The sequence below is a fragment of the Alteribacter aurantiacus DSM 18675 genome, assembly GCF_000429705.1.
GTDB lineage: Bacteria > Bacillota > Bacilli > Bacillales > Salisediminibacteriaceae > Alteribacter > Alteribacter aurantiacus.
Window position 1 is genome coordinate 161,531 of the sequence record NZ_AUCJ01000010.1, and the last position, 23,065, is coordinate 184,595.

The following is a 23,065-nucleotide window of genomic DNA, read 5'->3' on the forward strand; positions in this document are numbered from 1 at the left end:
GAGGGAACAGATGAATTTACAACGTGGGTACAAACAAGTGTTGGCAGTAGCGGTAGCGTTTCTTTTGGTTTTTCAAACATTTACAGGGGCAACGGGGATTGGGTTATCTTCCGTACAAGCTTCTGATTCTGAAGGGTTAGAGTTGAAGATTCTACATACGAATGACATTCACTCTGGAATCGATCCTCTTGGTAAAGCATCCGCTTATATTAATGCAGAGCGTAAAGCAGCAGAGTATAGTCTTTATTTAGATGCCGGTGACATTTTCAGTGGAAATCCGGTAGTAGATTTGGAATTTGGTAAGCCGATTGTTGAAGTGTTAAACGCCATGGAGCTTGACGCTATGGTTATTGGGAACCATGAGTTTGATTATGGTCAAGTAGAATTCATGAACCGTGTTGAACAATCCGAGTTTCCTTGGATTAGTGCAAATATGGAAGTGGTTGATGAGAATATTGTAATTGAACAGCCAGAACCATACGTGGAGTTTGATTTGGATGGTCTCACTGTAGGGGTTCTTGGACTTACAGAAACACCACCATCCACAGCACCAGCTGGTATTGTAGGATTAGAGTTTCACGATCCTTTTAAAACAGCGGCTGAATATGCACATAAAGCAGACGAAGTAGACGTGTTTGTTGGTCTGACTCACCATGGGTATACAGAGGACCGTAAGCTTGCTGAAGCTGTGGATTTCTTTGACGTGATTATCGGTGGGCACTCACATACACGTTTAACGGCGCCACAGGTCGTAAACGGAACGCCAATTGTGCAAGCAGGATCAAATGGTTTAGACGTTGGTAATTTGACGATTACGGTTGACGAAGATACTCGTGAAGTGACGAGTGTGGAAGGGTTCTTGCAATCTACAAGTTCACTAACTGAAACAAATGAAGAAGTTCAAGAGATTATTGATTATTGGAACGATAAAATGGACGAGTTACTGGATGTGAAAATCGGGTATTCGAACACAGGTCTTTCTCGTGCTGGACGTACGGTTCGTGACGCGCCACTTGGCAACTTCTGGACCGACGCCATGAGACATGCAGGGGAAGCTGATATTGCCCTTACAAATAACGGTGGAATTCGTGCAGACATTGCAGCGGGAGAACTTACTAAGCGCGACATTTACACAGTGGAACCATTTGCGAATGAAATTATGTTGATTGAAATGACGGGAGAGGCAGTTCAGGATGTTATTGAATTTTCCTATAGCCGTCGTAATTCAGTAGATTTGCAGACTTCAGGTTTGCACTACGAGATTTTAACGTATGATTCAGGCAACTACTATGATTCCGTTTTAACAGTAGACGGTGAGCCGATTGATATGGAAAAAACCTATCTTGTCTCTGTTGCCGATTATATTGGTACCGGTGGTGGCGGCTACGACTTTGATGGGGAAATTCTTGAGGAAGTCGGATTTATGACTGATGCCATGATCGATTTTGCAAAGGAATTAACTGAACAAGGTCAAGATATTGATTACCCTGCAAACGAAGGGCGAATCAGTGTGAGTGTTGCACCTGATGCTCCAGTAGAAGGGAACATCATTGGTGAGACTGAGAGCGGATTAAGCTCTACTAACAACTCAGTTAGCGACAGTGGTCTTGGAAATCTTTACACCGATTCAGTCCGTGCGAAAACAGAAACGGATGTAGCGATTTTAAACGAATCCTCAATCTCAGGAACCATTGCTCCTGGTGTGATTACGGACAAAATGATTGAAGGCCTTGACGGATTCGGAAACGAGATTGTAAGTGTCGATACAACTGGTGAACGATTGAAGGAAGTTCTTTTAACACAAGCAAATTATCATAGAGGGGTAGACCTACAGATTTCTGGTTTAAACTATGAGCTTGTAGAAGGAAGCGGCTCCGACCGTTTTGAGTCAGTAAACCTTTTCTATGAAGATGGAACGGAAGTAGCCGATCAAGATACATTTACTGCTTCATACAACGACTTCATGCACGGTCGAGCGTTTTATACTTTAGGAGACACAAACATTAATGATAACTACGGTAAAGTGTGGGAATCCATCGTTGAATACGTTGAAAACCATGATGGGCCGATCGATTACGTAGAAGGTGAACGTATTACTATTGATTACGCTGAAGGCAACGAGCCAGGTCCGGCACCAGCACCAGGTGATGCATTAACGGTTGCTGAAGCAAGAGACAGCCAAGGTCAAGACGCAAAAGTGGCTGGTTACATTGTTGGACACATTATTTCCGGTACGAATGTAAGTTCAGTAGCACCATTTAATAACGACTTTAATTTTGCCATTGCAGATACACCGGGTGAAACGGATCTTGACAACATGCTTTATGTTCAAATTCCGGCAGCGTTTCGTAGTGATTTCGGTCTGCAAACGAACCCTGAGCACATTGGGGAGCGTGTACTGGTAGACGGAAGTTTGCAAGCTTACTTCCAACGTCCAGGATTACAAGCTGCAAAGTCATTTGAGTTTATCGCTGAAGAACCAGCTCCTTTAGAGCCAGTTTCTATCTCGGAAGCTCGTGAAGCAACGAATGGTGACAGCGTTTCTGTAGAAGGCGTTGTTACTTCTCAACCAGGAGCTTGGGGAGCACAAGGCTTTTACATTCAAGATGACACAGCAGGAATTTATGTTTACCAATTCGATGAAGGTATTGTAAACAAAGGCGATATGGTAAAAGTTACAGGCGAACGTGGTGACTTTAACGGAGAGCTTCAAATTACAAATCTTGAAACGCTTAAAGTGACAGGTGCGTCAGATGTTCCGGCAGCACTTGAGCTGACTCCAGCTGCTGTAAGCTTTGAAAATGAAGCGCAACTTGTAAAGCTTTCAGAGGTAACCATTGAAGAGCTTACACCTCAAGGAAACTTCGGAACGTTTGAATTTCTAGCTGTTTCTGGTGAGGAATCCGTATTAATTCGTGTAGATAATAGAACGGGCCTTACTTATGATGACTTTGCTTTTGAAAATGGTGATGTGGTAGACATTACTGGTCTTTCAAGCCAATTCCGAGGAACAGCTCAGCTTAAGCCTCGCGGTGCAGATGATATCATTCTTTCTGAAGTAAAAGAGGAAGATGAAGAGTCTGACGAAGAAAAGGAAGAAAACACTCGTCCGGGTAACGGAAATGGCAAAGGAAAAGGCCATGACAAAGATAACGGAAACGAGAACAAAGGGCCGGGCAATAACAATGGAAACGGAAACGGTAAAGGTCCTGGTAACAATAACGGAAAAGGGAATAACTAATTCCTTGAATTAAACATAAGAACACTATAATACCCAAAACCCCTCAGGCTGTAACCAGCCTGAGGGGTTTTACACAATTGTTCGTGGGACAGACCCCACATTAACGATGCGCTCGTTTCGCTTTTATTTTATTCTTAGTATTAACTTGACCTTTCTGGATGTATTCAAAAATCTTCGTTACAAAGGCAACAACAATTCCAATCCCTGCAAACATATAAATAATTGTAAAGATCTTTCCGAAATCTGTTTGGGGAGAAAAATCACCATATCCTACGGTAGATAGGGTAGTGACACTAAAGTAAAGAGCATCTAATACACGCAACCCTTCAACGGTGCTATAAAATATCGTCCCTGATAGTAATGTGAAGACTGTTAAGACAAACAGAACTTGAAACTCAGGCTCCTTTAACCCACGAAAAATGGCTCGAACCATTCTCTGCAACGTTATTAAAAAAGATATCATTTATTATTTCCTCCTCCAGAGGTTGCCCCAGCATTGAAGGTCCCTCAATTTAGGACACACAACTCTACATTTACTAATCGTGATGTAGCCGGTATTTTTCTAGTAATGAAATAAACCAACTATGATTATACACCGAATAGGCTTGAAGGAATGAGAAATAATGTCGAATATCAGTATAACGAAGGTGAACAGCTTAAAACGATAAAAACTCAACCCGCAAATCAAAATAGAGGTTGAGTTTTTATGATAGGGCTACAATGTAAGCCAGGATCAATCATATTAACTGTGTGTAATCATTTTAGCTTAATACAAAAAAGGAAAGATCCGAAAACGATGTCTACACCAGTAACTATAGATTTCCCCGTAGACAACTTTAAACATTTCCTCTTCAAGACTCATCCTGTAGTGCAACGCGCTTCCGAGAACCGTAAAAGTCGTCAGAAGCACAAACCAATGTCCACTGATGAAAAGGCAGACCCCGAGCGTCATGAAAAAGAATCCTGTTTGATAAGGATGTCGATGAAGGCGGAACGGCCCGTGACTAAAAAGAGGCCGGTTCTCATCGTATGAGAACCCTCTTGAAAAATACGATTTCGTAACTGCATACGTCCAGTACCTGAGTGTAAGACCGAGTATTAAAAAGAACAGACCACACAATTTTGTCATCCACATCGGTTCTACATGAAGCTTACCCAGATGGAATGCCATAGCAAGAGAGAGTGAAAAGGTTAACAAAACCAATCTTTTAGCCTTCAAACTCCCCCGAAGAACCTCCTTTCTTAACCGTGGACTCTCTTTAAAAATAAACCACTCCGCAACCCATAACGTCAGCAAAGCGATAAAGATCATGGTTGAAATAGTCATAGTCTTACTGTTTCCATTTTTTGCGGATTTACTCAAAAGTTGAAAAACAGCGAAATTCCACGAACTGTTATATAGTAGGTGAAATGTCTGGTTTAAAAATAGGTAAATGTTAACATAATCATTGGTTGACGTAGTAATACCTATCATTCATAATGGTGAAATAAACTAAATATTATAAATATTCTGTATTATAACACATGCACAATTCTACAAAGGGGGATAGCTTTTAATAAGGAAAATATAAAGCGCTTACAAAAGGAGGGAGATCGCACTGTTCACTCTTATCACTTTTTTTCTGATCGTTACGATAAGCATTTACCTGACCGTAAAAAAGCAGAAGCCCGTTTTTTTAGCCTTACCAGTTGTTGTGATCATAGGGTTTATGGTCTTTCAGGTTGCAATGGTACCTGCGCCGTTTTTTGAAACAGTCAGATTTATATTCAGTTTGCAGTAGATCAGTAGGAGTCGCTCAGCCACTGAAAAGGACAAGTCCAAACCAAAGGAGAATTCCTGTATGAAAAAAATCGATAAGTCTGTTGCGGATGCTTATTACCGTGAAAAGAATAAGTATATTTTACTTTTCCTGTCGATCTGGTTTGTTGTGTCGTTTGGCGTTGTATTGTTCGCTGATTCACTACAGTTTGAAGTCCCGATCCTTGGTTTCCCTTTTCACTACTTCATGGGAGCTCAAGGCTCAATTGTAACCTTTATTATCCTTTTATTTATTAATGCGAAAGTCAGTGACCGAATTGATCAGAAGTACGGTATTGATGAAGGAGCGAATGAACAAATCAGCTATGGAAAGACCGTTGACCATTAACGTTCAATCCCATCTAGAGAAAGCTAGCATAAACTCGAAGGATCAATGAAATCGTTCAAGAAACAACAAATGCTTAAGGGAGGACGTCCGGTTGGAGAACTCACAGTTTTTTGTTTCGTTGACGCTGATACTCATTACATTTGGGATATATATTGGGATTGCAATTTATAACAAGGCCAGACAAACGTCAGATTTCTATGTAGCAAGTAGAGGAGTGCCACCGGTTTTTAATGGTATGGCCATCGGTGCCGACTGGATGAGTGCCGCATCGTTTATCGGAATGGCGGGAACGGTGATGCTGCTCGGGTACGACGGTCTAGCCTATATCATGGGTTGGACAGGTGGCTATCTGTTACTTACTTTTCTTCTAGCTCCTCAGCTCAGAAAATACGGAAGATATACGGTTCCTGAATTTATCGGAGATCGCTATGGCAGTCATACGGCACGAGTGATTGCAGCTATTTGTACCATTATCATCAGCTTTACATATTCGGTAGGACAGTTGTCCGGTTCCGGTGTTGTCATCGGACGGTTGCTAGAAGTGGATGCTCGTATCGGAACACTTATCGGGGTTGTTCTCATTGCCTTTTATGCGGCTTTTGGTGGGATGAAAGGGATCACGTGGACTCAGGTGGCTCAGTACATCATTTTGATTACAGCCTATCTCATTCCGGTCATTTTCATGAGTCTTCAGATCACCAACAATCCACTACCTTGGTTATCGTACGGACAAGTCGTATCAGAGCTTGGGGAACTTGACAGGCAGCTTGGACTGTCGGAATACTTTGCTCCTTTCGAGAACGGAACAAGGTGGCAGTTCTTGGCCTTAATGTTTACTCTTATGGCTGGTACTGCAGGGCTTCCTCACGTTATTGTCCGCTTTTATACAGTATCAACGATGAAAGCGGCGCGCTGGTCTGGGGCGTGGGCACTTTTGTTTATCGGTTTACTTTATCTTTCAGCTCCGGCTTACGCGGCATTTTCTCGTTTTATCTTAATGACGAATGTCGTTGGTCAGCCAATTGATGATCTGCCGGCCTGGACAGAGACGTGGCTAAATACAAATCTCTTGCAAATCGCCGATACAAACAATGACGGGATTCTTCAATGGAGTGAAATCATGATCTCGAATGACATTGTTGTAATGGCTACACCTGAAATCGCCAATCTCGGCGTCTTTGTCATCGGTCTTATGGCCGCAGGAGCAATGGCGGCGGCCCTCTCAACAGCAGGTGGATTAATGATTGCGATTTCTTCTTCTTTCGCACACGACATTTACTACCGTGTTCTTCGTCCGAATGCGACTGACTCAAACCGACTTGCCGTTGGTCGAATCACAATCGTAGGAGCAACAGTCCTTGCAGGGATTATTGCACTGGACCCGCCAGGCGCCATTACGCAAATCGTTGCGTGGGCATTTGCGCTGGCATCCGGAACATTCTTCCCGGCATTACTCCTTGGGGTTTGGTGGCGAAGGGCGAACGGGCCTGGTGTTATTGCGGGAATGCTAGTGGGATTGATCGTGACCCTTTCTTATATCTTCGCCGTCCGATTTGGCGGATTTTCGATTGCTGGAATTATTGACACAGGCGCAGGGGTTTTTGGAGCAGCTTCAGCGATCTTCACGATTGTAGTTGTATCGCTGCTAACCAAAACACCATCTCAAGAAGTACAGGATGAAGTAAAAGATCTACGTTATCCGGAACAGATGACTTACAAAAATGGAGACGTATGGATGAAATAACGAAAAGAAGCCGTCGGACTAGCTCCGACGGCTTCTTGTTCTGTATCGGGTGGCGATATCATAAATATTTTGAGCTACGATACAGGATTGTTTTGATTATACGGGAACTGATCACTGTACCCGGTGAACTTTTGGTGGGACTGATCGAGTGTTTGTTGTTGGACAGCATCGAAAGAGTACCACCCTTTTTGGAACATGACATTGAACAAGTTTCGCTGACAGTCTTGGGTTTCGTTGAAAATCGACTGAACATCTTTGTATAGCCCTTCGTGAGAGGCTTCATTAAGAGCTGTACAATATGAATCGGTCATGTATTTCTCTGTCGCGAGCATATCATTAATATAGTCGCGATCATTCATAAGCGGAGAGTCCGGTGTTTGTGTTTGCGGATTTTGAATTTTTTGTGAGCCCGATGGATTCTGATTCATCTTCATTCCTCCTAGTTTATTGCATCTGTGGGTTATTGTTATTCCCTTGCAAGTGAGTGAGCAATTGTTGATAGTGCATATAGTGCATACGCCCAGCTTGATCAAGCGCATCTTTAATATCTTGGTCTTCGCATTGCTGGGATGCTTGGTGTGCTTTTTTCATCGCCATCAAATTCCAAGACAGCATATCGCAAATATAAAGATGATCTTTCGTTGTGACCACTTCTGGTGGTTGAGTCATGACGTTTTTCCCTTGTTGTTGGTGTGGTTGCTGTTGCATACGTTTTCCTCCTTTGATTTATCCATACTCTGGTATAGTTTTTGCGAAAAGCAATGAAATATGCGGAAATTTCCCGGGAAAAGAAGACAAGAATTGTATGGCAACAAAGGGAGGAAGCATGCATAAAGTAGAAATAAAGAAAATTTTCTGTCATTATGGTTGCGTAATGGGAAATTATTTTATATAGTTAAAGATGTAAATGATGTGAAAAGACGCGGAAAAAAACTGCGGATATTTTTTTAACAGAAAAATGAATGAGTATTCATTCAAAAAGAAAGAAGGAGGTCCTTCATGGTTGGGAGAATCGGAAAAGTAGCGGTGTTAGGCTCCGGAGTAATGGGTTCCGGAATTGCAGCTCATTTAGCCAACATCGGTATTCCTTCACTTCTTTTGGACATCGTACCGAGAGAGTTGACGGAAGTAGAAGAGAAAAAAGGACTTACATTAGACGATAAGGTTGTACGTAATCGCCTTGCTTCAGAAGCGATTGCAAAACTACAAAAACAAAAACCGGCACCTTTAGCGAAAAAGTCGAATGTTTCACTGATCACACCAGGTAACATGGATGATGATATGGAGAAGCTTGCAGACGTGGATTGGATCGTTGAGGTTGTTGTTGAAAATCTTGAAATCAAAAAGAAAGTATATGAAAACGTAGAGAAGTACAGAAAACCGGGAACAATTGTAAGTTCGAATACGTCCGGGATTTCTATTGAAGCGATGTCAGAAGGCCGTTCTGAGGATTTCAAAGCGCACTTCTTGGGCACACATTTCTTCAATCCGCCTCGCTATTTGAAGTTACTTGAAGTCATTCCGACAAAATCTACGAAGCCTGAAGTCTTTGAATTTATGAAAACATTCGGCGAAGACGTTCTAGGTAAAGGTGTTGTCGAAGCGAAAGATACGCCGAACTTCATCGCAAACCGCATTGGAACTTACGGTTTATTAGTAACCGTTCGTGAGATGACAAAAGGCGGTTACTCTGTAGGTGAAGTGGATTCTGTGACTGGTCCTGCGATCGGCCGACCGAAGAGTGCCACATTCAGAACGTTGGATGTTGTAGGTCTCGATACATTCTTACACGTAGCAAAGAACGTGTACGACCAAGTTGATGGTGAGGAAAAGGATGTATTCGACCCACCGGCCTTTATGAAAGAAATGGCCGAAAAAGGATGGCTCGGGAGTAAGTCAGGTCAAGGGTTCTTCTTGAAGAAAAAAGGAGAAAAGGGAAGCGAGATTCTAGAACTTGACTACAACACAATGGAATATGTCGAACGTAAAAAATTGAAAGCGCCTTCTGTTCAACAAAGTAAGCAAGCAAAAGGAAAAGCAGCAAAATTGAAAGCGCTTGTATACGCAGATGACCGAGCTGGAGAGCTTGTGTGGAACATTTTAAAGCCGGTTCTTTTATATTCGGCAGAAAAAGCATATGAGATTGCGGACGACGTAAAAGCAATCGACGACGCCATGAAATGGGGATTCGGCTGGGAACTTGGGCCGTTTGAAACATGGGATGCCATTGGCGTTGAAAAGAGCGTTGAGCGATTGGAAGCTGAAGGAGAAACGGTTCCTGCTTGGGTGAAAGAGATGCTTCAGTCAGGGAAGTCCTCGTTCTATGGAGAAGATCAGGAATTTTTCCATAACGGCGAGTACGTGAAACCGGACATCAATCCTAAAGTGATCAACTTGAAAACGCTAAAAAAAGAAGATTCAAATGTAATTATGAAAAATGCCGGAGCTTCTCTCATTGATATTGGGGACGGTGTCGTAAATCTCGAGTTTACATCTCCGAACAATTCAATTGGACTTGACGTTGTTCAAATGATTTCAAAGTCTTTAGATGAAGTTGAGAAGAACTATAAAGGTCTTGTGATCAGTAACCAAGGGAAAAACTTCTGTGTTGGTGCCAACTTGATGATGATTTTAATGGAAGCACAAGACATGAATTACCCTGAAATCGACTTGGTGGTTCGTCAGTTCCAACAGACGATGGCAAAAGTTCGTTATTCAGGAAAGCCGGTAGTTGTTGGAACACACGGAATGACACTCGGTGGTGGTGCTGAACTTTCCATGCCAGCATCCAGTATCCAAGCATCTCAAGAAACCTATATGGGTCTTGTAGAAGTAGGTGTCGGTCTCATCCCTGGTGGTGGCGGAAACAAAGAGCTTTACCTTCGTCATGTTGAAAGCCTTCCAGAAGGTTCGAATATTGATCTTCAAGCTATAGCCAACCAAGTGTTTGAGAAGATTGCGATGGCTAAAGTGGGCACGAGTGCGCAAGAAGCACAAGAGCTTGGTTACCTTCGTCCACAAGATGGTATTAGTGTAAATGGCGATCACTTGCTTCACGATGCCAAACAAAAAGTTTTGCACTTAGCAAATAGTGGGTACCAACCACCGGAACGTAAGAAGATCAAAGTGGTCGGAGAAACAGGATATGCCACAATGCTTCAAGGAGCAAAAGCACTCCACTTCGGTAACCACATTAGCGATCATGACTTGAAAATTGCACAAAAGCTTGCCTTCGTATTAGCAGGAGGTCGAGTACCTAAAGGAACGGAAGTAGATGAGCAGTACTTGCTCGATCTTGAGAGAGAAGCGTTCTTAAGCTTAGTAGCAGAACCGAAAACGCAACAGCGTATGCAATATATGCTCACAAAAGGAAAACCATTACGTAACTAAACGAAACGCCAAAGGAGGGGACAATTTGTGAGAGAAGCCGTCATTGTAGCAGGTGCAAGAACACCTGTGGGAAAAGCAAAAAAAGGAACGTTAGCCCAAGTAAGACCAGATGATTTAGGGGCTTTAACTGTAAAAGAAACACTCAAGCGCGCAGAAGGATTCGATCCATCACTTATTGACGATGTGATCTTCGGATGTGCCATGCCAGAAGCCGAGCAGGGCATGAACATGGCAAGAAACATCGCTGGTTTAGCGGGTCTACCGGATACTGTGCCGGCAATTACGATCAACCGTTACTGTTCTTCAGGCCTTCAAAGTATTGCTTACGGAGCAGAGCGAATCATGCTTGGTCATTCAAGAGCGGTTATGGCCGGTGGAGCAGAATCCATGAGTATGATTCCAATGGGTGGCCATGTCATTGCATTGAATTCAAAGCTAGTAGAAGAAGCCCCTGAGTATTACATGGGCATGGGACACACAGCGGAAGAAGTGGCTAAGCGATTTGAAGTAAGCCGTGAAGACCAAGATGCATTTGCTGTTGAAAGTCACAAAAAAGCGGCTGCGGCGATTGAAAAAGGTCACTTTGTTGACGAAATCGTACCAGTACCAGTGACGTTCCGTTCTGTTAACGAGAAGCACAAATTAGTAGAAAAAGAGATTCTCTTTAAACAAGACGAAGGCGTTCGTGCGAACTCTTCCATAGAGTCTCTTGCAAAACTTCGACCAGCGTTTAGTACAACTGGATCCGTAACTGCTGGTAACGCTTCTCAAATGAGTGACGGAGCAGCTTCTGTTCTTGTCATGGATCGTGAACAAGCAGAAGCGGATGGCTTAACACCATTAGTAAAATTCCGTTCCTTTGCTGTAGCTGGTGTAGCACCTGAAATTATGGGTATTGGGCCGGTAGAAGCGATTCCGAAGGCACTTAAGCTTGCTGGGTTGGAGCAATCAGACATTGGATTGTTTGAACTGAATGAAGCTTTTGCTTCTCAATCTCTTCAGGTCATTCGTCATCTTGGACTTGACCAAGATCGCGTGAATGTTAATGGTGGAGCCATTGCTCTTGGCCATCCTCTTGGATGCTCAGGAACAAAGCTTACATTGAGCCTTATCCATGAAATGAAACGTCGCGGTGAACAGTTCGGTGTTGTCACTATGTGTATCGGCGGAGGAATGGGCGCAGCAGGAGTATTTGAGCTCGTTTAAACATCTTTTATTCAGATGTCTGAAGGTTTATAAAAAGTGAGGAAGCCGGAATGTTCGAGACTCCTGCGGTAGTGGGGGCTAGGGAAGACCCCGCATCGCGTTAGCGAGAGGAGGCTTGCCAGCACCACCGCGGAAAGCGAAGGACATTCAGGCTTCCGGATCCTTACTCACTTAAAACACTGATAAGGATATAAATTTAAATATATTAGGAGGAACAAAAATGGCAACAGCTGATAAAACGTTAAAAGGCGGCGGCTTTTTACTTGAAAGTATTCAAGCAGACCGTATGTTTACTCCAGAAGACTTTACTGACGAGCACGTGATGATTGCAAAAACAACGGAAGACTTTGTTGTTAATAAAGTAGTACCTGAAGTTGAGAAAATGGAAGAACATCAGTTTGACATCAACGTTCGTTTATTAAAAGAAGCAGGAGAATTAGGTCTTCTTGGAGCTGATGTACCTGAAGAATACGGTGGAATCGGGCTAGACAAAATCAGTTCTTCATTGATCACTGAAAAGTTCGCTTTAGCTGGTTCTTTCTCCCTTTCCTACGGTGCTCACGTAGGGATCGGTTCTTTACCAATCGTGTTCTTCGGTTCTGAAGAGCAAAAACAAAAGTACCTTCCGGACCTTGCATCAGGAGAAAAGCTTGCTGCTTACGCGTTAACTGAACCAAGTTCAGGATCCGATGCTCTAGGTGCCAAAACGACTGCAAAGCTAAATGATTCGGGTACACACTACGTATTAAATGGTGAAAAACAGTGGATCACAAATGCAGGGTTTGCTGATGTGTTCGTTGTTTACGCAAAAATCGATGGTGACAAATTCTCAGCATTCATCGTTGAACGTGAATACGAAGGTGTTTCTGTAGGACCAGAAGAGAAGAAAATGGGAATTAAAGGATCGTCTACTCGTACCCTTATCCTTGAAGATGCTCTTGTACCTAAAGAAAACCTTCTTGGAGAAATCGGTAAAGGCCACGTAATTGCCTTTAATATTTTAAACGTGGGTCGTTACAAACTAGGTGTTGGATGTGTAGGCGGAGCAAAGCGTGCGATCGAAGTGTCTGCTAAATACGCGAACGATCGTAAGCAGTTTAAAATTCCAATCTCCAAATTCACTCTTATTCAAAAGAAGCTTGCTGAAATGGCAGCTAAAACGTACGCAGCGGAGAGCTCCATCTACCGTACTGGCGGCTTGATCGATGATGCATTTAACGCATTGAGTGAAGAAGAGCAAAAAGAAGGTAATGCGGTTGGAAAAGCAATTGCTGAATATGCGATCGAATGCTCTTTAAACAAAATCTTCGGATCCGAAGTATTGGATTTCGTAGTAGATGAAGCCGTTCAAATTCACGGTGGATATGGATTCATGAGTGAATATGAAGTTGAATCCATGTACCGTAACTCCCGTATTAACCGTATCTTTGAAGGAACGAACGAAATTAACCGTATGCTCGTTCCAGCAACAATCATGCGTAAAGCAATGAAAGGTGAGCTTCCTCTTCTTGAGCAAGCTGCAAACCTTCAAGAAGAGCTCATGATGATGATGCCACAAGAAGTAGGCGACGAAGCTCTAGAGCAAGAGAAGTATTTACTTGAAAATGCGAAGAAGATCTTCATGATGGTAGCAGGTACTGCTGCTCAGAAATACGGTGAGAAGCTGCAAAAAGAACAAGAGATTCTTGCGAACATTGCAGACATCGTATCCGATATCTTCTCGATCGAGTCTTGTATCCTTCGTACAGAAAAAGCGATTGGAAAAGACGGTCTTGAGAAAGCCAAGCAAAAAGTTCTTCTTACTGAAGTCTTTACACAAGAAGCGATTAACCGAATTGAAGCTGTAGCGAAAGAATCACTTGTGGCACTTGAAGACGGCGATAGTGCTCGTACAATGCTTGCGATCCTTAAGAAGCTTACTCGTCACACACCAGTGAACGTAGTAGCAAAGAAGCGCGAAATCGCAGCACCAATCATTGAAGCTGAGCGTTACGTTCTGTAAAACATTTTTGGGTAAAGGATGTTTTGTACAGAAAAAAGATGTTATTAAGTTTGGGGCATTTCCCCATGCCCCGAAATCATAATAATCCTCCTTTCTAAAGGAAGGACATTCTCCTCTCTTAATGTAAAGAGCTCCTAAATCAAGGGGCTCTTTACTTTTATTTAACAAAAAAACAAGGCGCAACTTGGGAAATACTAAAGGATGTTAAATAGAGTAAAAAGGGGTAACTGAATTTGAAACCAAAAAACGAATTTGTGTATGAAAGTCCCATTCAAGCCGTTGAGGAATTTTCCAGAGAACTGACTCCAAGTGATTCATCTTTTGGCATACAAGAAATGTGGGGAGCGGATGCCAAAGGAAAGAAAAACAGTCGAAAAAACAAGAAAAAATGAGAAGGATAACCTTGAGGCAAAAGCGAATTTGAAATACGGATGGCTTTTGCCTTAAGAATGTAAAAAAAGAAACAATTAAATGAGGGGAAAACATGAAAGCATCTTGGGTTCTTTGGTGGATGACAAACGCTTTTTGGATGGCTCTTTATCTTGCAGGTACACTGTTTGTGTTTATGAGAGAGGTTGATGGTACCGGTGCTGTACAAACACCGGGGATCAAATTCATTTCATTTGGAGTGTTAACCGTTGCTTTTCTAATACCATTAAGTTTTCAAATGGTGTGGCTAGGGATTCATTTATTTGTTGGTAACCAAAAGAAATCATATAAAAAGTCCGCATAGACGTAGAGGTGCAATCACCTTTTGAAAGACATCGGATTACTTATAGTGGAGCTTTCTTACCGGACTGACTTGTGATGTTCTTGTTAGTCATAATAAACAGAAGGGAATTTGCTTTTAAAAATAGTCGCCACCCTTCATAATAATAAACGAAGTGATCTTATAAAAAGGAGGAATAACGTTGAGTGTAACGTTCTATCAATATCCAAAGTGTGGCACATGCCGCAAAGCAAAAAGTTGGCTTGAAGATCAGGATGTAGCGTTTGAATCGGTTCATATCGTGGAAAAACCACCTACAAAGGGTCAGCTAAAGGAATTATATGAAATGAGCGGCTTAGAGCTCAAAAAATTCTTTAATACCAGCGGGAAGAAGTACCGAGAGCTAGGTGTGAAGGACCGCATAAAAACGGACACGGAAGAGGAGCTTCTTGAATTACTCGCATCTGATGGTATGTTAATTAAACGACCAATCGTCACAGACGGCAAGAAAGTAACGGTTGGGTTTAAAGAAGAAACATTTGAAGAAGCTTGGGGATAGTCTGAAGGCATTGAGAAAGTTCGAACGTTACCTTTTTCAATGACTCCTTACCAATGAGCGTAACGGTTGCTTGTTTTTAAACCTGATACGAGTTGTTTTTTCGTACCACGCGCGCAACCAAGTGGAGCCATTGCTATTTAAATAAAGGCACTGATAAGGTGGGCTTTACTTTTTAGTGGTTTCGGATAGTCTCTGCTCTTGCTTACAGATGGAAAAGTATACTATAGTTAATGTAGATTGTTTTACACGTGGCACAAACGTACATAATGATTGCTGTGCCGTAAAATAAGCAGCCAACTTAAACTTGGAGGGAAGCACACATGAGTTTACCAAAAGAATTTAAGTATTCAGAAGAGCACGAGTGGGTGAAAGACGAAGGAGACAAAGTCCGTATCGGGATCACAGACTTCGCACAATCCGAACTAGGTGACATCGTATTTGTTGAATTACCAGAAGTAGGCGACGAAGTAGAAGCTGATGAGCCATTCGGTAGTGTAGAATCCGTCAAGACGGTATCTGAACTTTACGCTCCTGTAAGCGGTAAAGTTGTAGAAGTGAACGAAGAGCTCGAAGACTCTCCTGAGTTTGTAAACGAATCTCCATACGAAAAAGCATGGATGATCGTTGTGGAACCATCTGATGCTTCAGAAAAAGACAAGCTTATGACAGCAGAGCAATACGAAGAAATGATTCGCGAAGAATAGAACGTACTAAGAACTGCCTTTTTAAAAAAGGCGGTTCTTTTTTGTAAATTGGAAGGGCTAGGGAGTCCGACCACCTTTGGATCTGTCTTTACAAGTGTTGCACTATTTTTTACTCATAAAAATAGTGCGATTGTGTCATCCTATAGAATAACTGCCCAAAGAACGAATTGGCAAGGCACTGTAACTTCGAGTTCACAGGCGCTTGTGCCGGATGAAATGAGGAAGGTGGCGCTAACATGAATCCGACAGATTCCAGAGATCAAAATCAAGACAATCGTGTAAAAGAAGACAATCCAACTTTTAATCAGGACAAAATGTACATGGATGTCTCCGACCGAGTGACAGCCCAATTGGACGATGAAGGATACATCACTTTCTATATGGACCAACAAAAAGTCGGTCGATACAAAATGAACGAGCAAACCGATCAATACGAGTTCGCAGAAGAATTTAACGTGTCTGAAGCTTATAAAGAAAAACACCCAAGTAAATCGCCTGCAGAAAAGCCTCAATCATATGTAGACGGATGCGACATGGGTTGGTGTTAGAGACCTTAAACAAGCATTGAGCTAGCTCATTGCTTGTTTTTTTATGGGATTACAGGTTACGTGTAAATAGTGGTGGATTGCTCCAGTCTCTCACGACCACTAAGTCCCCGGTCACGAGCAGTAAGAAAACCATCCTGAGCAACGAAAAACTTCTTTCCAAAACCACCATTTTCCACTATGATTATATTAGTATTTAGGGACGCGAAGTATTGCCTCGATAAAGAGTAGGGAAATTAAAATAGTGATGAGGGAAACATCTGAACATCGGAATAATTAATGAAGCGGATGAAATATACCTAGACTCTTGCGGGATGAAAAGCGAAGATGAGACCCTTGAGGGCAAAGCCCGAGGAGGTTCAGCCGCTTGAAGTGGAAAGGGAAGTATATTTCAGGAGCGATTATTTTCCACATTTGTTCGGATTCTCTTTCATTAGATTCTTTTGTCCTTTTCTCATCATACAGGCAACGAGCGAGACGGGGAGTGGCTTTTGTGGGAAGGTTCGTTGGGGAATGGAAAGACCAGTTTAAAGTGTACAACAAGAATGTACGCTATTTTCTCCTTGCATCGGCATTAGCTAATGTTGGGATGGGGATTTTCATGATCATCTACAACTATTACATTAGAGAGCTTGGTTTTGATGATTCTGTAAACGGTCGAGTCATTGCCATGCAGTCCATGGCGACGGCTCTATTGCTTTTGCCAGCAGGACTAATGAGTGACCGTTATGGTAGAAAAAGAGTGATTGTCATTGGTGCTATTTTTGCAGCGATGAGCTTATTGCTTAGGTCTGTGTTATCCATGGAGGAAATGCTCTTAGCAGCAGCTTTTATGACAGGCATGTTCATGTCCTTCATACAAGTATCGTCGATTCCCCTTCTTGCTGAAAACTCCACCGAGAAGCAACGGGTTCATTTGTTTAGCTTCAACTTTGCGATCATTATGCTTGCGAACGTTGTTGGTAACTTATTAGGGGGAACATTGAGCGACTTTTTGACCCACATAATCGGCTTAAGCGGGCTGTGGAGCATTCGGATCACTCTTTTGGTTGGAGCCGTGTTCTTTTTTACTGCCCTTCTTCCAATCGCAAAGATAAATGAAGAGAGAAAGTTGTTCGTAAGAAACGATCAACAACGATCGTTAAAGAAGTTATTCACGACTCATAAACACGGGATAAAAATCATCTTGCTTTTTGCTGTCGCACAGATGATCATAGGGTTCGGTTCAGGGCTTGTTATCCCTTATTTAAACTTGTATTTCGTCGATCGATTTGAAATTTCGCATTCCCTTGTAGGTCTTATTCTTTCCATGGGGCAGCTCATGACAGCCGTAGCGATGATGATTGGACCTGCTGTAGTTAGGAAGTACGGAGAGGTGAGGGCGGTTGTGATACTCCAGCTTTCTTCCATTCCGTTCTTGTTGATTACCGCTTTCACGGAGAACATATGGTTTGCCGTTTTTGGCTTCCTTTTCCGACAAGCGCTTATGAACGCAGGAAATCCAATCCAGATGTCTCTTATGATGAGAAGTGTTGATGACTCGATAAAAGGTCTGGCGAACTCTGTTGGGCAAGCCGTGTTTCAGCTTGGGTGGGCGGTAATGGGCCCAGTTTCAACAACATTGGTTATGGTATATGGCGCTTATTCCGGATACGCCATTGTGTTTTCCATCACGAGTGTCCTTTATGTGATTGGTACAGTGTATTTCTTCATTGTTTTCCGAAAACCGATAACAAATAAAAATAATCACCAATCTTTGACAGCTTAAAGGTATTTGCATACGGGTAGCGAATATGGACTGTTAGGACGGAAAAATGAGGCGGTGATGGTCCGTGAAAACTCTGCTTACTTCATCGATAAAGCGTATGAGGAAAACAGAAAACCTGTTAGGCCTGCTGGACGAAATGACTCTTGACGTCTGTCTGATTTGCAATGACGAAAGCTGGCTGTTATCGTTGAATGGCAATACCATTTCCATTTCACAATACGATAACGAGATTAGCCAAGTGACCATTCATGGAGATCAAAAGGCGATGAAGACCTTGTTTGATGGTGAAGACTTCTTATTATCTTTGCGAAAAAGAGGCGAGCTGTCCGTGAGTGGTCGGTTGAGAGATTTGCTCCTATTAGAGTCTCTCTGGTATTTGAGTAAAGACATGCGGTTGAATGAAAAGAGTTGACACTCTTTTTTCCCCATGATAACATTCATTTCAGTATCACAGTAAAGCGATAAACTAATTTCATAGATTTCTCTTATCAAGAGAGGTGGAGGGACAGGCCCGATGAAACCCGGCAACCGCTGATTCGCGTGATCAGAAGGTGCCAAATCCTACAAAGCGATTGCTTTGAAAGATGAGAGAAAGGTTCTTTACATTGCAAACCTTTCTGCTCATCTGATAGCAGAAAGGTTTTTTTGTTTATACTCTTCAAATCGATTGCATACTAAAACGAACACAAAGATGTGTCGTGACCGTCATCAAGGCATTGGAGGTTAGCACGAATGATTGAATTAAAAGGAATTCAAAAGTTATTTCAAACCAAAGACGGGCAAGTGACTGCCGTCGACAACGTGAATTTAACGATTGATAAAGGTGAAATATTCGGCGTGATTGGATATAGTGGCGCCGGTAAAAGTACATTGATTCGCATGTTGAATATGCTTGAAAGGCCTACATCCGGAGACGTGATCTTGGATGAAAAAGATATGGGTTCTCTATCGCAAAGCGATCTTAGGTTTGCTAGGCAAGGAATCGGGATGATCTTTCAACACTTCAACCTACTTTGGAGTCGGACGGTGAGAGACAACATTGCTTTCCCTTTGGAAATTGCAGGTGTTTCGAAGGAAGAACGAAATAAACGAGTGGATGAGTTAATCAAGCTAGTAGGTCTTGAGGGAAGGGGGGGCTCGTATCCTTCACAATTGAGTGGTGGACAAAAGCAGCGTGTAGGAATTGCCCGAGCCCTTGCAAACAACCCGAAAGTACTTCTGTGTGATGAAGCAACATCCGCGTTGGACCCGAAAACCACCGATTCCATTTTGGACCTTCTTGTTGATATCAATGAGAAGTTGGGGCTTACGATCGTGCTAATTACCCATGAAATGCACGTAATAAGGAAGATCTGTCATCGCGTAGCGGTTATGGAAAACGGACAAGTCGTTGAAGAAGGCGATGTTCTCGATGTGTTTAAGCACCCTAAAGAAGAAATGACGAAAGAATTTGTGAAGCAAGTAACAGAACCTGAAGAAACGGAAAAATCCCTTGAACACTTATTTGGTGAAAAAGGAATTGGGCAAGTGTTGCAGCTTACGTTTGTAGGAAACGATGTAACAAAGCATCTGATCACCGATCTGATAAGAACCTACAATGTCACGATCAATATTCTTCAAGGTAAAATATCATCTACACAAAATGGTGCATATGGATCTTTATTTATCGGCATTGACGGTGAACCAGAAGAGTTAACTAAGGTGATTGATCATATCAAGAAAGAACAAGTGGAAGTGGAGGTGATTCACGGTGGCTGAAATCTTCTTTCCTAATGTAAACTGGGATCGCCTATGGGATGCAACAGTTGAGACACTGTATATGACCGGGATGAGCGTGGTTTTCACCTTCCTCTTTGGTACGATCCTTGGGTTGGTGCTCTTCTTGACGAGTAAAGACAACATGTGGGAAAACCGTATAATCCATGGAATAACCGCAGCGTTTGTGAACATTTTTCGCTCTATTCCATTTATCATCCTGATCGTTCTATTGATTCCATTTACAAGAGCGATTGTAGGGTCCATGCTTGGACCGTCCGCAGCGTTGCCAGCACTGATCATTGGAGCTGCGCCATTCTACGCACGTATGGTAGAAATCGCTCTTCGTGAAATTGATAAAGGTGTAATTGAAGCCTCTCGATCCATGGGGGCATCCAATAAAGAAATCATATTTAAAGTATTACTACCTGAGTCTATGCCAGCCTTAGTATCTGGAATTACAGTCACGTCCATTGCCCTGGTAAGTTACACAGCGATGGCCGGATTTATTGGAGCCGGTGGCCTGGGAGACATGGCCTTTAGAGAAGGATTTCAACGAAGAAATGAAGATGTAACGTTGATGGCGACGATTGTCATTTTACTGATCGTATTTGCGGTACAGTTCATTGGCGATCGCCTGACTCATAAATTGGACAAGCGATAAAAAACAATTGGGGGTAAAAGATTATGAAAACGTACGTTAAAGGATTATCTTTAGCAGCATTATCACTAGGAGTATTAGCAGCATGCGGGACTGATGAGGAAGGTGGAGACGGAGCTGGAGGAGACGAAGCAGGTTCTTCAGAACTTCGAATCGGAGCTTCAAACATTCCTCACGCTGAAATTTTGGAGTTTGCCGCACCACTTCTAGAGGAAGAAGGAATTGAACTGGATATTGTTCCTTTCCAAGATTACATCTTGCCGAACGAAGCTCTTGCTGACGGTGAAATTGATGCAAACTACTTCCAGCACGTTCCTTATCTTGAATCTCAAATGGAAGACAACGACAACTATGATTTCGTAGATGCTGGCGGGATTCACATTGAGCCAATTGGAATCTATTCTCAAGAATACTCAAGTTTGGATGAGCTTCCTCAAGGGGCAGACATCATCATGTCAAGCTCTGTTGCCGATCACGGTCGTATCCTTATGATGCTTGAAGAAGAGGGCCTGATTACCCTTGAAGAAGATGCAGGTATCGGAGCGACGCTTGATGATATCGCAGAGAATCCGAATGACTTCAACTTCCGCGACAATGTTGAAGCTGCGATGCTACCAGCCTCTTATGAAAACGGTGAGGGTGATGCGGTATTAATCAACTCCAACTATGCACTTGATGCGGGATTAAATCCCCTTGAAGATGCCATTGCTATGGAGTCTGCAGACCTTGATAACCCTTATGTAAACATCATTGCTGTACGTAGTGAAGATGAAGGTTCTGAAGAAATTGCTAAACTTGTAGAAGTTCTTCGTTCTGAAGAAGTTCGCGACTTCATCTTGGAGCAATATGACGGAGCAGTTGTACCAGCTGGAGAATAATCGCTTTTTAACCGCCTTCCTATTTTGGGAGGCGGTTTTGTTATGGGTTGAAGGAAGGGGCGAAGGGAAGGGGCGTTGTCGAATGGTGACAAATTCTCTTTAAATCAGTAAAAAGTCTTCATAAAGTATTGAAAGTTCTTCATAAATGACCCCTAGTTCATCATAAAAGAGTAAAACTTCTCCATAACACACGAACACCCAAACATCATCACCAATTCCTCATAAATTCTTCACCGAAAACTCATACTAAACGATGTGAAATGACATTAAGGAGATGACTGAAAATGGATCAGCAAAATCATCAATCAATGAACACAATTCAGCAAGCGCTACATGATTATAAAATGGGAGTAGGCCATTTCGCCGAACAAATGCCAGACATTGCGCACAAATACAGTGCGTTTACTGAAGCATGTTTTGAAGCCGGTGAATTATCACAAAAAGAAAAGCAACTTATCGCATTAGGCATTGCTCTTTATTCTCAAGATGAGTATTGCATTATTTACCACACAAAAGGATGCCTTGATCAAGGGTGTTCTCAAAAAGAAATCCTTGAGGCTGTGGCGGTTACAGGTGCATTTGGGGGAGGCGCAGCAATGAGCCAAGCAGTTACCCTTGTTGAGCAGTGTTTGACAGAGCTTGATATCCAACCTCACTAACTAAAAATGGAAATTAAATGGAATGGTTCATGAGGAAAACAGCGCTTTTCGGTGAAAAACAGAAGAAATAAAGAGATGTGTACGTTCATCGATCTTTGTATTGAATTTTCTAACAATTTGGGGCGGTATTCCTTCTCAGGCACTTTGGTGATTGTAAATCAACGTGGTAAAATTCGTAGTATGTTAAAAAGATCACATAAAAACAAGTTTACACTACTTCTAAAAGAGGTACTACAACCTTGTTAGATCTTTTGACCAATAAAATGCGAAAGGGTTGATTTATTATCCATCAGATTCAATTGAATCACACAAGCGAGATGGAAAAAGGAATGCACCAATCACACGGAATGAGTTATGCGGAGTACAGTAACAATCTGGATAACCTCATGAAAGTGGAAAGAGCCAGAGAACTGGATCATAAAGCCAGCATTCAAATGGTATCTGACCATCAACAAAAGCTGAACACCTAGAGATAGGGTGATCATAAATATCCATGAACTTACCTTATGAAAGGTCAGTATGTCCCCGCATACTGACTTTTTCTTCATTTTAGGAGGTGTTATGTGATGGAAAAAAAGAAGAAAACGAAAAAGGAGAAAAAAGTGTTTTGGTATTCCCTTACTACAATTTTCATTGCTGTAGTGATTGCCAATACGTTCTTCCAGTATGAATATAGTTTATCTGCAATGCTTATGAGGGCCTTTTTTATGGGTCTGATTGGTATTGCTATCTTCGGGTTTTGGAACATGATTCTAAAAGAGGGCAATGAAAATCAAGAATGATGTTCATTCTCAATTAGAGGTACAATAGTGAGAATTAACTCAGGTTTTTCATAATAAATCTTTTCTACTGAAAATCGTTGATATAATAGGATTTTTCAAGATTGTATGAACAATCGATAACGTGGAAAAATACATAGCGTTAGAAATGGATTTGAAGAATGGTTACAAAATATGTTTGAATAGGTATCAGGGTGTCGTTTTCCCTTGAACTCACTTTTCATATGATATAATATTGTAATGAGAATAAAGTGAGAATGGATTACGTGCATTCTTGTGAGTAAGGCAAATTGTTCACAGCATCTGTTGTGAAAAAAA

23 protein-coding genes and 1 riboswitch are annotated in these 23,065 nt (G+C 42.2%); of the genes, 19 read left to right on the forward strand and 4 right to left on the reverse strand.

The genetic code is table 11. The annotated features are described in order from the left end of the window. The first annotated feature begins 10 nt into the window (after positions 1 to 10). On the forward strand, positions 11 to 3,241 hold the full coding sequence (locus tag G476_RS20990; RefSeq protein ID WP_051314598.1) for a 5'-nucleotidase C-terminal domain-containing protein: 3,231 nt from the start codon (positions 11 to 13) through the stop codon (positions 3,239 to 3,241). Between the two features lie 100 nt (positions 3,242 to 3,341). Here the strand turns inward: G476_RS20990 and G476_RS0100850 are convergent, their stop codons facing one another. After that, positions 3,342 to 3,704 (reverse strand): potassium channel family protein, encoded by a 363-nt coding sequence (locus G476_RS0100850; protein ID WP_026688433.1) that lies wholly within the window; start codon positions 3,702 to 3,704, stop codon positions 3,342 to 3,344. 303 nt (positions 3,705 to 4,007) lie between these two features. Further along, positions 4,008 to 4,460, reverse strand: a complete 453-nt coding sequence (locus G476_RS23760; RefSeq protein ID WP_169720862.1) for a methyltransferase family protein — start codon at positions 4,458 to 4,460, stop codon at positions 4,008 to 4,010. A 622-nt stretch (positions 4,461 to 5,082) separates the two neighbouring features. Here G476_RS23760 and G476_RS0100860 point away from each other — a divergent pair. Both G476_RS0100860 and G476_RS0100865 read left to right on the forward strand, forming a co-directional pair. Then, positions 5,083 to 5,388 carry a DUF4212 domain-containing protein gene (locus tag G476_RS0100860; RefSeq protein ID WP_026688435.1) on the forward strand — a complete coding sequence of 102 codons (306 nt, stop codon included), beginning with the start codon at positions 5,083 to 5,085 and terminating at the stop codon, positions 5,386 to 5,388. A 91-nt stretch (positions 5,389 to 5,479) separates the two neighbouring features. Beyond that, positions 5,480 to 7,132 carry a sodium:solute symporter family protein gene (locus G476_RS0100865; protein WP_026688436.1) on the forward strand — a complete coding sequence of 551 codons (1,653 nt, stop codon included), beginning with the start codon at positions 5,480 to 5,482 and terminating at the stop codon, positions 7,130 to 7,132. Between the two features lie 74 nt (positions 7,133 to 7,206). Here G476_RS0100865 and G476_RS0100870 read toward each other — a convergent pair whose 3' ends face one another. Beyond that, positions 7,207 to 7,560, reverse strand: coding sequence for a spore coat protein (locus G476_RS0100870; protein WP_026688437.1), 354 nt, complete (start codon positions 7,558 to 7,560; stop codon positions 7,207 to 7,209). Positions 7,561 to 7,576: 16 nt separating this feature from the next. Then, positions 7,577 to 7,840 carry a hypothetical protein gene (locus G476_RS0100875; RefSeq protein ID WP_026688438.1) on the reverse strand — a complete coding sequence of 88 codons (264 nt, stop codon included), beginning with the start codon at positions 7,838 to 7,840 and terminating at the stop codon, positions 7,577 to 7,579. Positions 7,841 to 8,131: 291 nt separating this feature from the next. Between G476_RS0100875 and G476_RS0100880 the strand changes: the two genes are divergently transcribed. The 16 genes from G476_RS0100880 to G476_RS0100955 all read left to right on the forward strand — a co-directional run bounded on the left by G476_RS0100880 (position 8,132) and on the right by G476_RS0100955 (position 22,750). After that, on the forward strand, positions 8,132 to 10,522 hold the full coding sequence (locus G476_RS0100880; RefSeq protein ID WP_026688439.1) for a 3-hydroxyacyl-CoA dehydrogenase/enoyl-CoA hydratase family protein: 2,391 nt from the start codon (positions 8,132 to 8,134) through the stop codon (positions 10,520 to 10,522). Positions 10,523 to 10,549: 27 nt separating this feature from the next. After that, positions 10,550 to 11,728 carry an acetyl-CoA C-acetyltransferase gene (locus G476_RS0100885; RefSeq protein ID WP_026688440.1) on the forward strand — a complete coding sequence of 393 codons (1,179 nt, stop codon included), beginning with the start codon at positions 10,550 to 10,552 and terminating at the stop codon, positions 11,726 to 11,728. 220 nt (positions 11,729 to 11,948) lie between these two features. Further along, positions 11,949 to 13,730: an acyl-CoA dehydrogenase family protein gene (locus G476_RS0100890; RefSeq protein WP_026688441.1), complete on the forward strand. Its 1,782-nt coding sequence runs from the start codon at positions 11,949 to 11,951 to the stop codon at positions 13,728 to 13,730. Positions 13,731 to 13,963: 233 nt separating this feature from the next. After that, positions 13,964 to 14,122: a hypothetical protein gene (locus G476_RS23435; protein WP_156906487.1), complete on the forward strand. Its 159-nt coding sequence runs from the start codon at positions 13,964 to 13,966 to the stop codon at positions 14,120 to 14,122. Between the two features lie 92 nt (positions 14,123 to 14,214). After that, a complete protein-coding gene (locus G476_RS0100900; protein WP_026688442.1) occupies positions 14,215 to 14,463 on the forward strand; it encodes a DUF3923 family protein in 249 nt (82 codons plus the stop codon). A gap of 178 nt (positions 14,464 to 14,641) precedes the next feature. Then, positions 14,642 to 14,998: an arsenate reductase family protein gene (locus tag G476_RS0100905; RefSeq protein ID WP_026688443.1), complete on the forward strand. Its 357-nt coding sequence runs from the start codon at positions 14,642 to 14,644 to the stop codon at positions 14,996 to 14,998. Between the two features lie 320 nt (positions 14,999 to 15,318). Beyond that, positions 15,319 to 15,702, forward strand: a complete 384-nt coding sequence (gcvH, locus tag G476_RS0100910) for a glycine cleavage system protein GcvH (RefSeq protein WP_026688444.1) — start codon at positions 15,319 to 15,321, stop codon at positions 15,700 to 15,702. Between the two features lie 236 nt (positions 15,703 to 15,938). After that, positions 15,939 to 16,250, forward strand: a complete 312-nt coding sequence (locus G476_RS0100915; RefSeq protein ID WP_026688445.1) for a DUF2553 family protein — start codon at positions 15,939 to 15,941, stop codon at positions 16,248 to 16,250. Between the two features lie 490 nt (positions 16,251 to 16,740). Continuing rightward, positions 16,741 to 18,015: an MFS transporter gene (locus G476_RS20995; protein WP_035185887.1), complete on the forward strand. Its 1,275-nt coding sequence runs from the start codon at positions 16,741 to 16,743 to the stop codon at positions 18,013 to 18,015. 64 nt (positions 18,016 to 18,079) lie between these two features. Continuing rightward, positions 18,080 to 18,427: a hypothetical protein gene (locus G476_RS0100925; protein WP_026688446.1), complete on the forward strand. Its 348-nt coding sequence runs from the start codon at positions 18,080 to 18,082 to the stop codon at positions 18,425 to 18,427. Positions 18,428 to 18,497: 70 nt separating this feature from the next. Beyond that, positions 18,498 to 18,606, forward strand: a riboswitch (SAM riboswitch). A 141-nt stretch (positions 18,607 to 18,747) separates the two neighbouring features. Then, positions 18,748 to 19,773 carry a methionine ABC transporter ATP-binding protein gene (locus G476_RS0100930; RefSeq protein ID WP_026688447.1) on the forward strand — a complete coding sequence of 342 codons (1,026 nt, stop codon included), beginning with the start codon at positions 18,748 to 18,750 and terminating at the stop codon, positions 19,771 to 19,773. Next, positions 19,766 to 20,434, forward strand: a complete 669-nt coding sequence (locus tag G476_RS0100935; RefSeq protein WP_026688448.1) for a methionine ABC transporter permease — start codon at positions 19,766 to 19,768, stop codon at positions 20,432 to 20,434. The genes G476_RS0100930 and G476_RS0100935 overlap by 8 nt, the downstream gene beginning before the upstream one ends. A 23-nt stretch (positions 20,435 to 20,457) precedes the next feature. Further along, entirely contained in the window at positions 20,458 to 21,309 is an 852-nt protein-coding gene (locus tag G476_RS0100940; protein WP_026688449.1) for a MetQ/NlpA family ABC transporter substrate-binding protein, read from the forward strand. Positions 21,310 to 21,593: 284 nt separating this feature from the next. Further along, positions 21,594 to 21,968 (forward strand): carboxymuconolactone decarboxylase family protein, encoded by a 375-nt coding sequence (locus tag G476_RS0100945; RefSeq protein ID WP_026688450.1) that lies wholly within the window; start codon positions 21,594 to 21,596, stop codon positions 21,966 to 21,968. 329 nt (positions 21,969 to 22,297) lie between these two features. Beyond that, the gene (locus G476_RS23765) at positions 22,298 to 22,438 is read left to right on the forward strand and encodes a YuzK family famiily protein (RefSeq protein WP_169720861.1); all 141 of its coding nucleotides are present in this window, start codon (positions 22,298 to 22,300) and stop codon (positions 22,436 to 22,438) included. 96 nt (positions 22,439 to 22,534) lie between these two features. Then, positions 22,535 to 22,750, forward strand: coding sequence for a hypothetical protein (locus G476_RS0100955; protein ID WP_026688451.1), 216 nt, complete (start codon positions 22,535 to 22,537; stop codon positions 22,748 to 22,750). Positions 22,751 to 23,065: the final 315 nt, after the last annotated feature.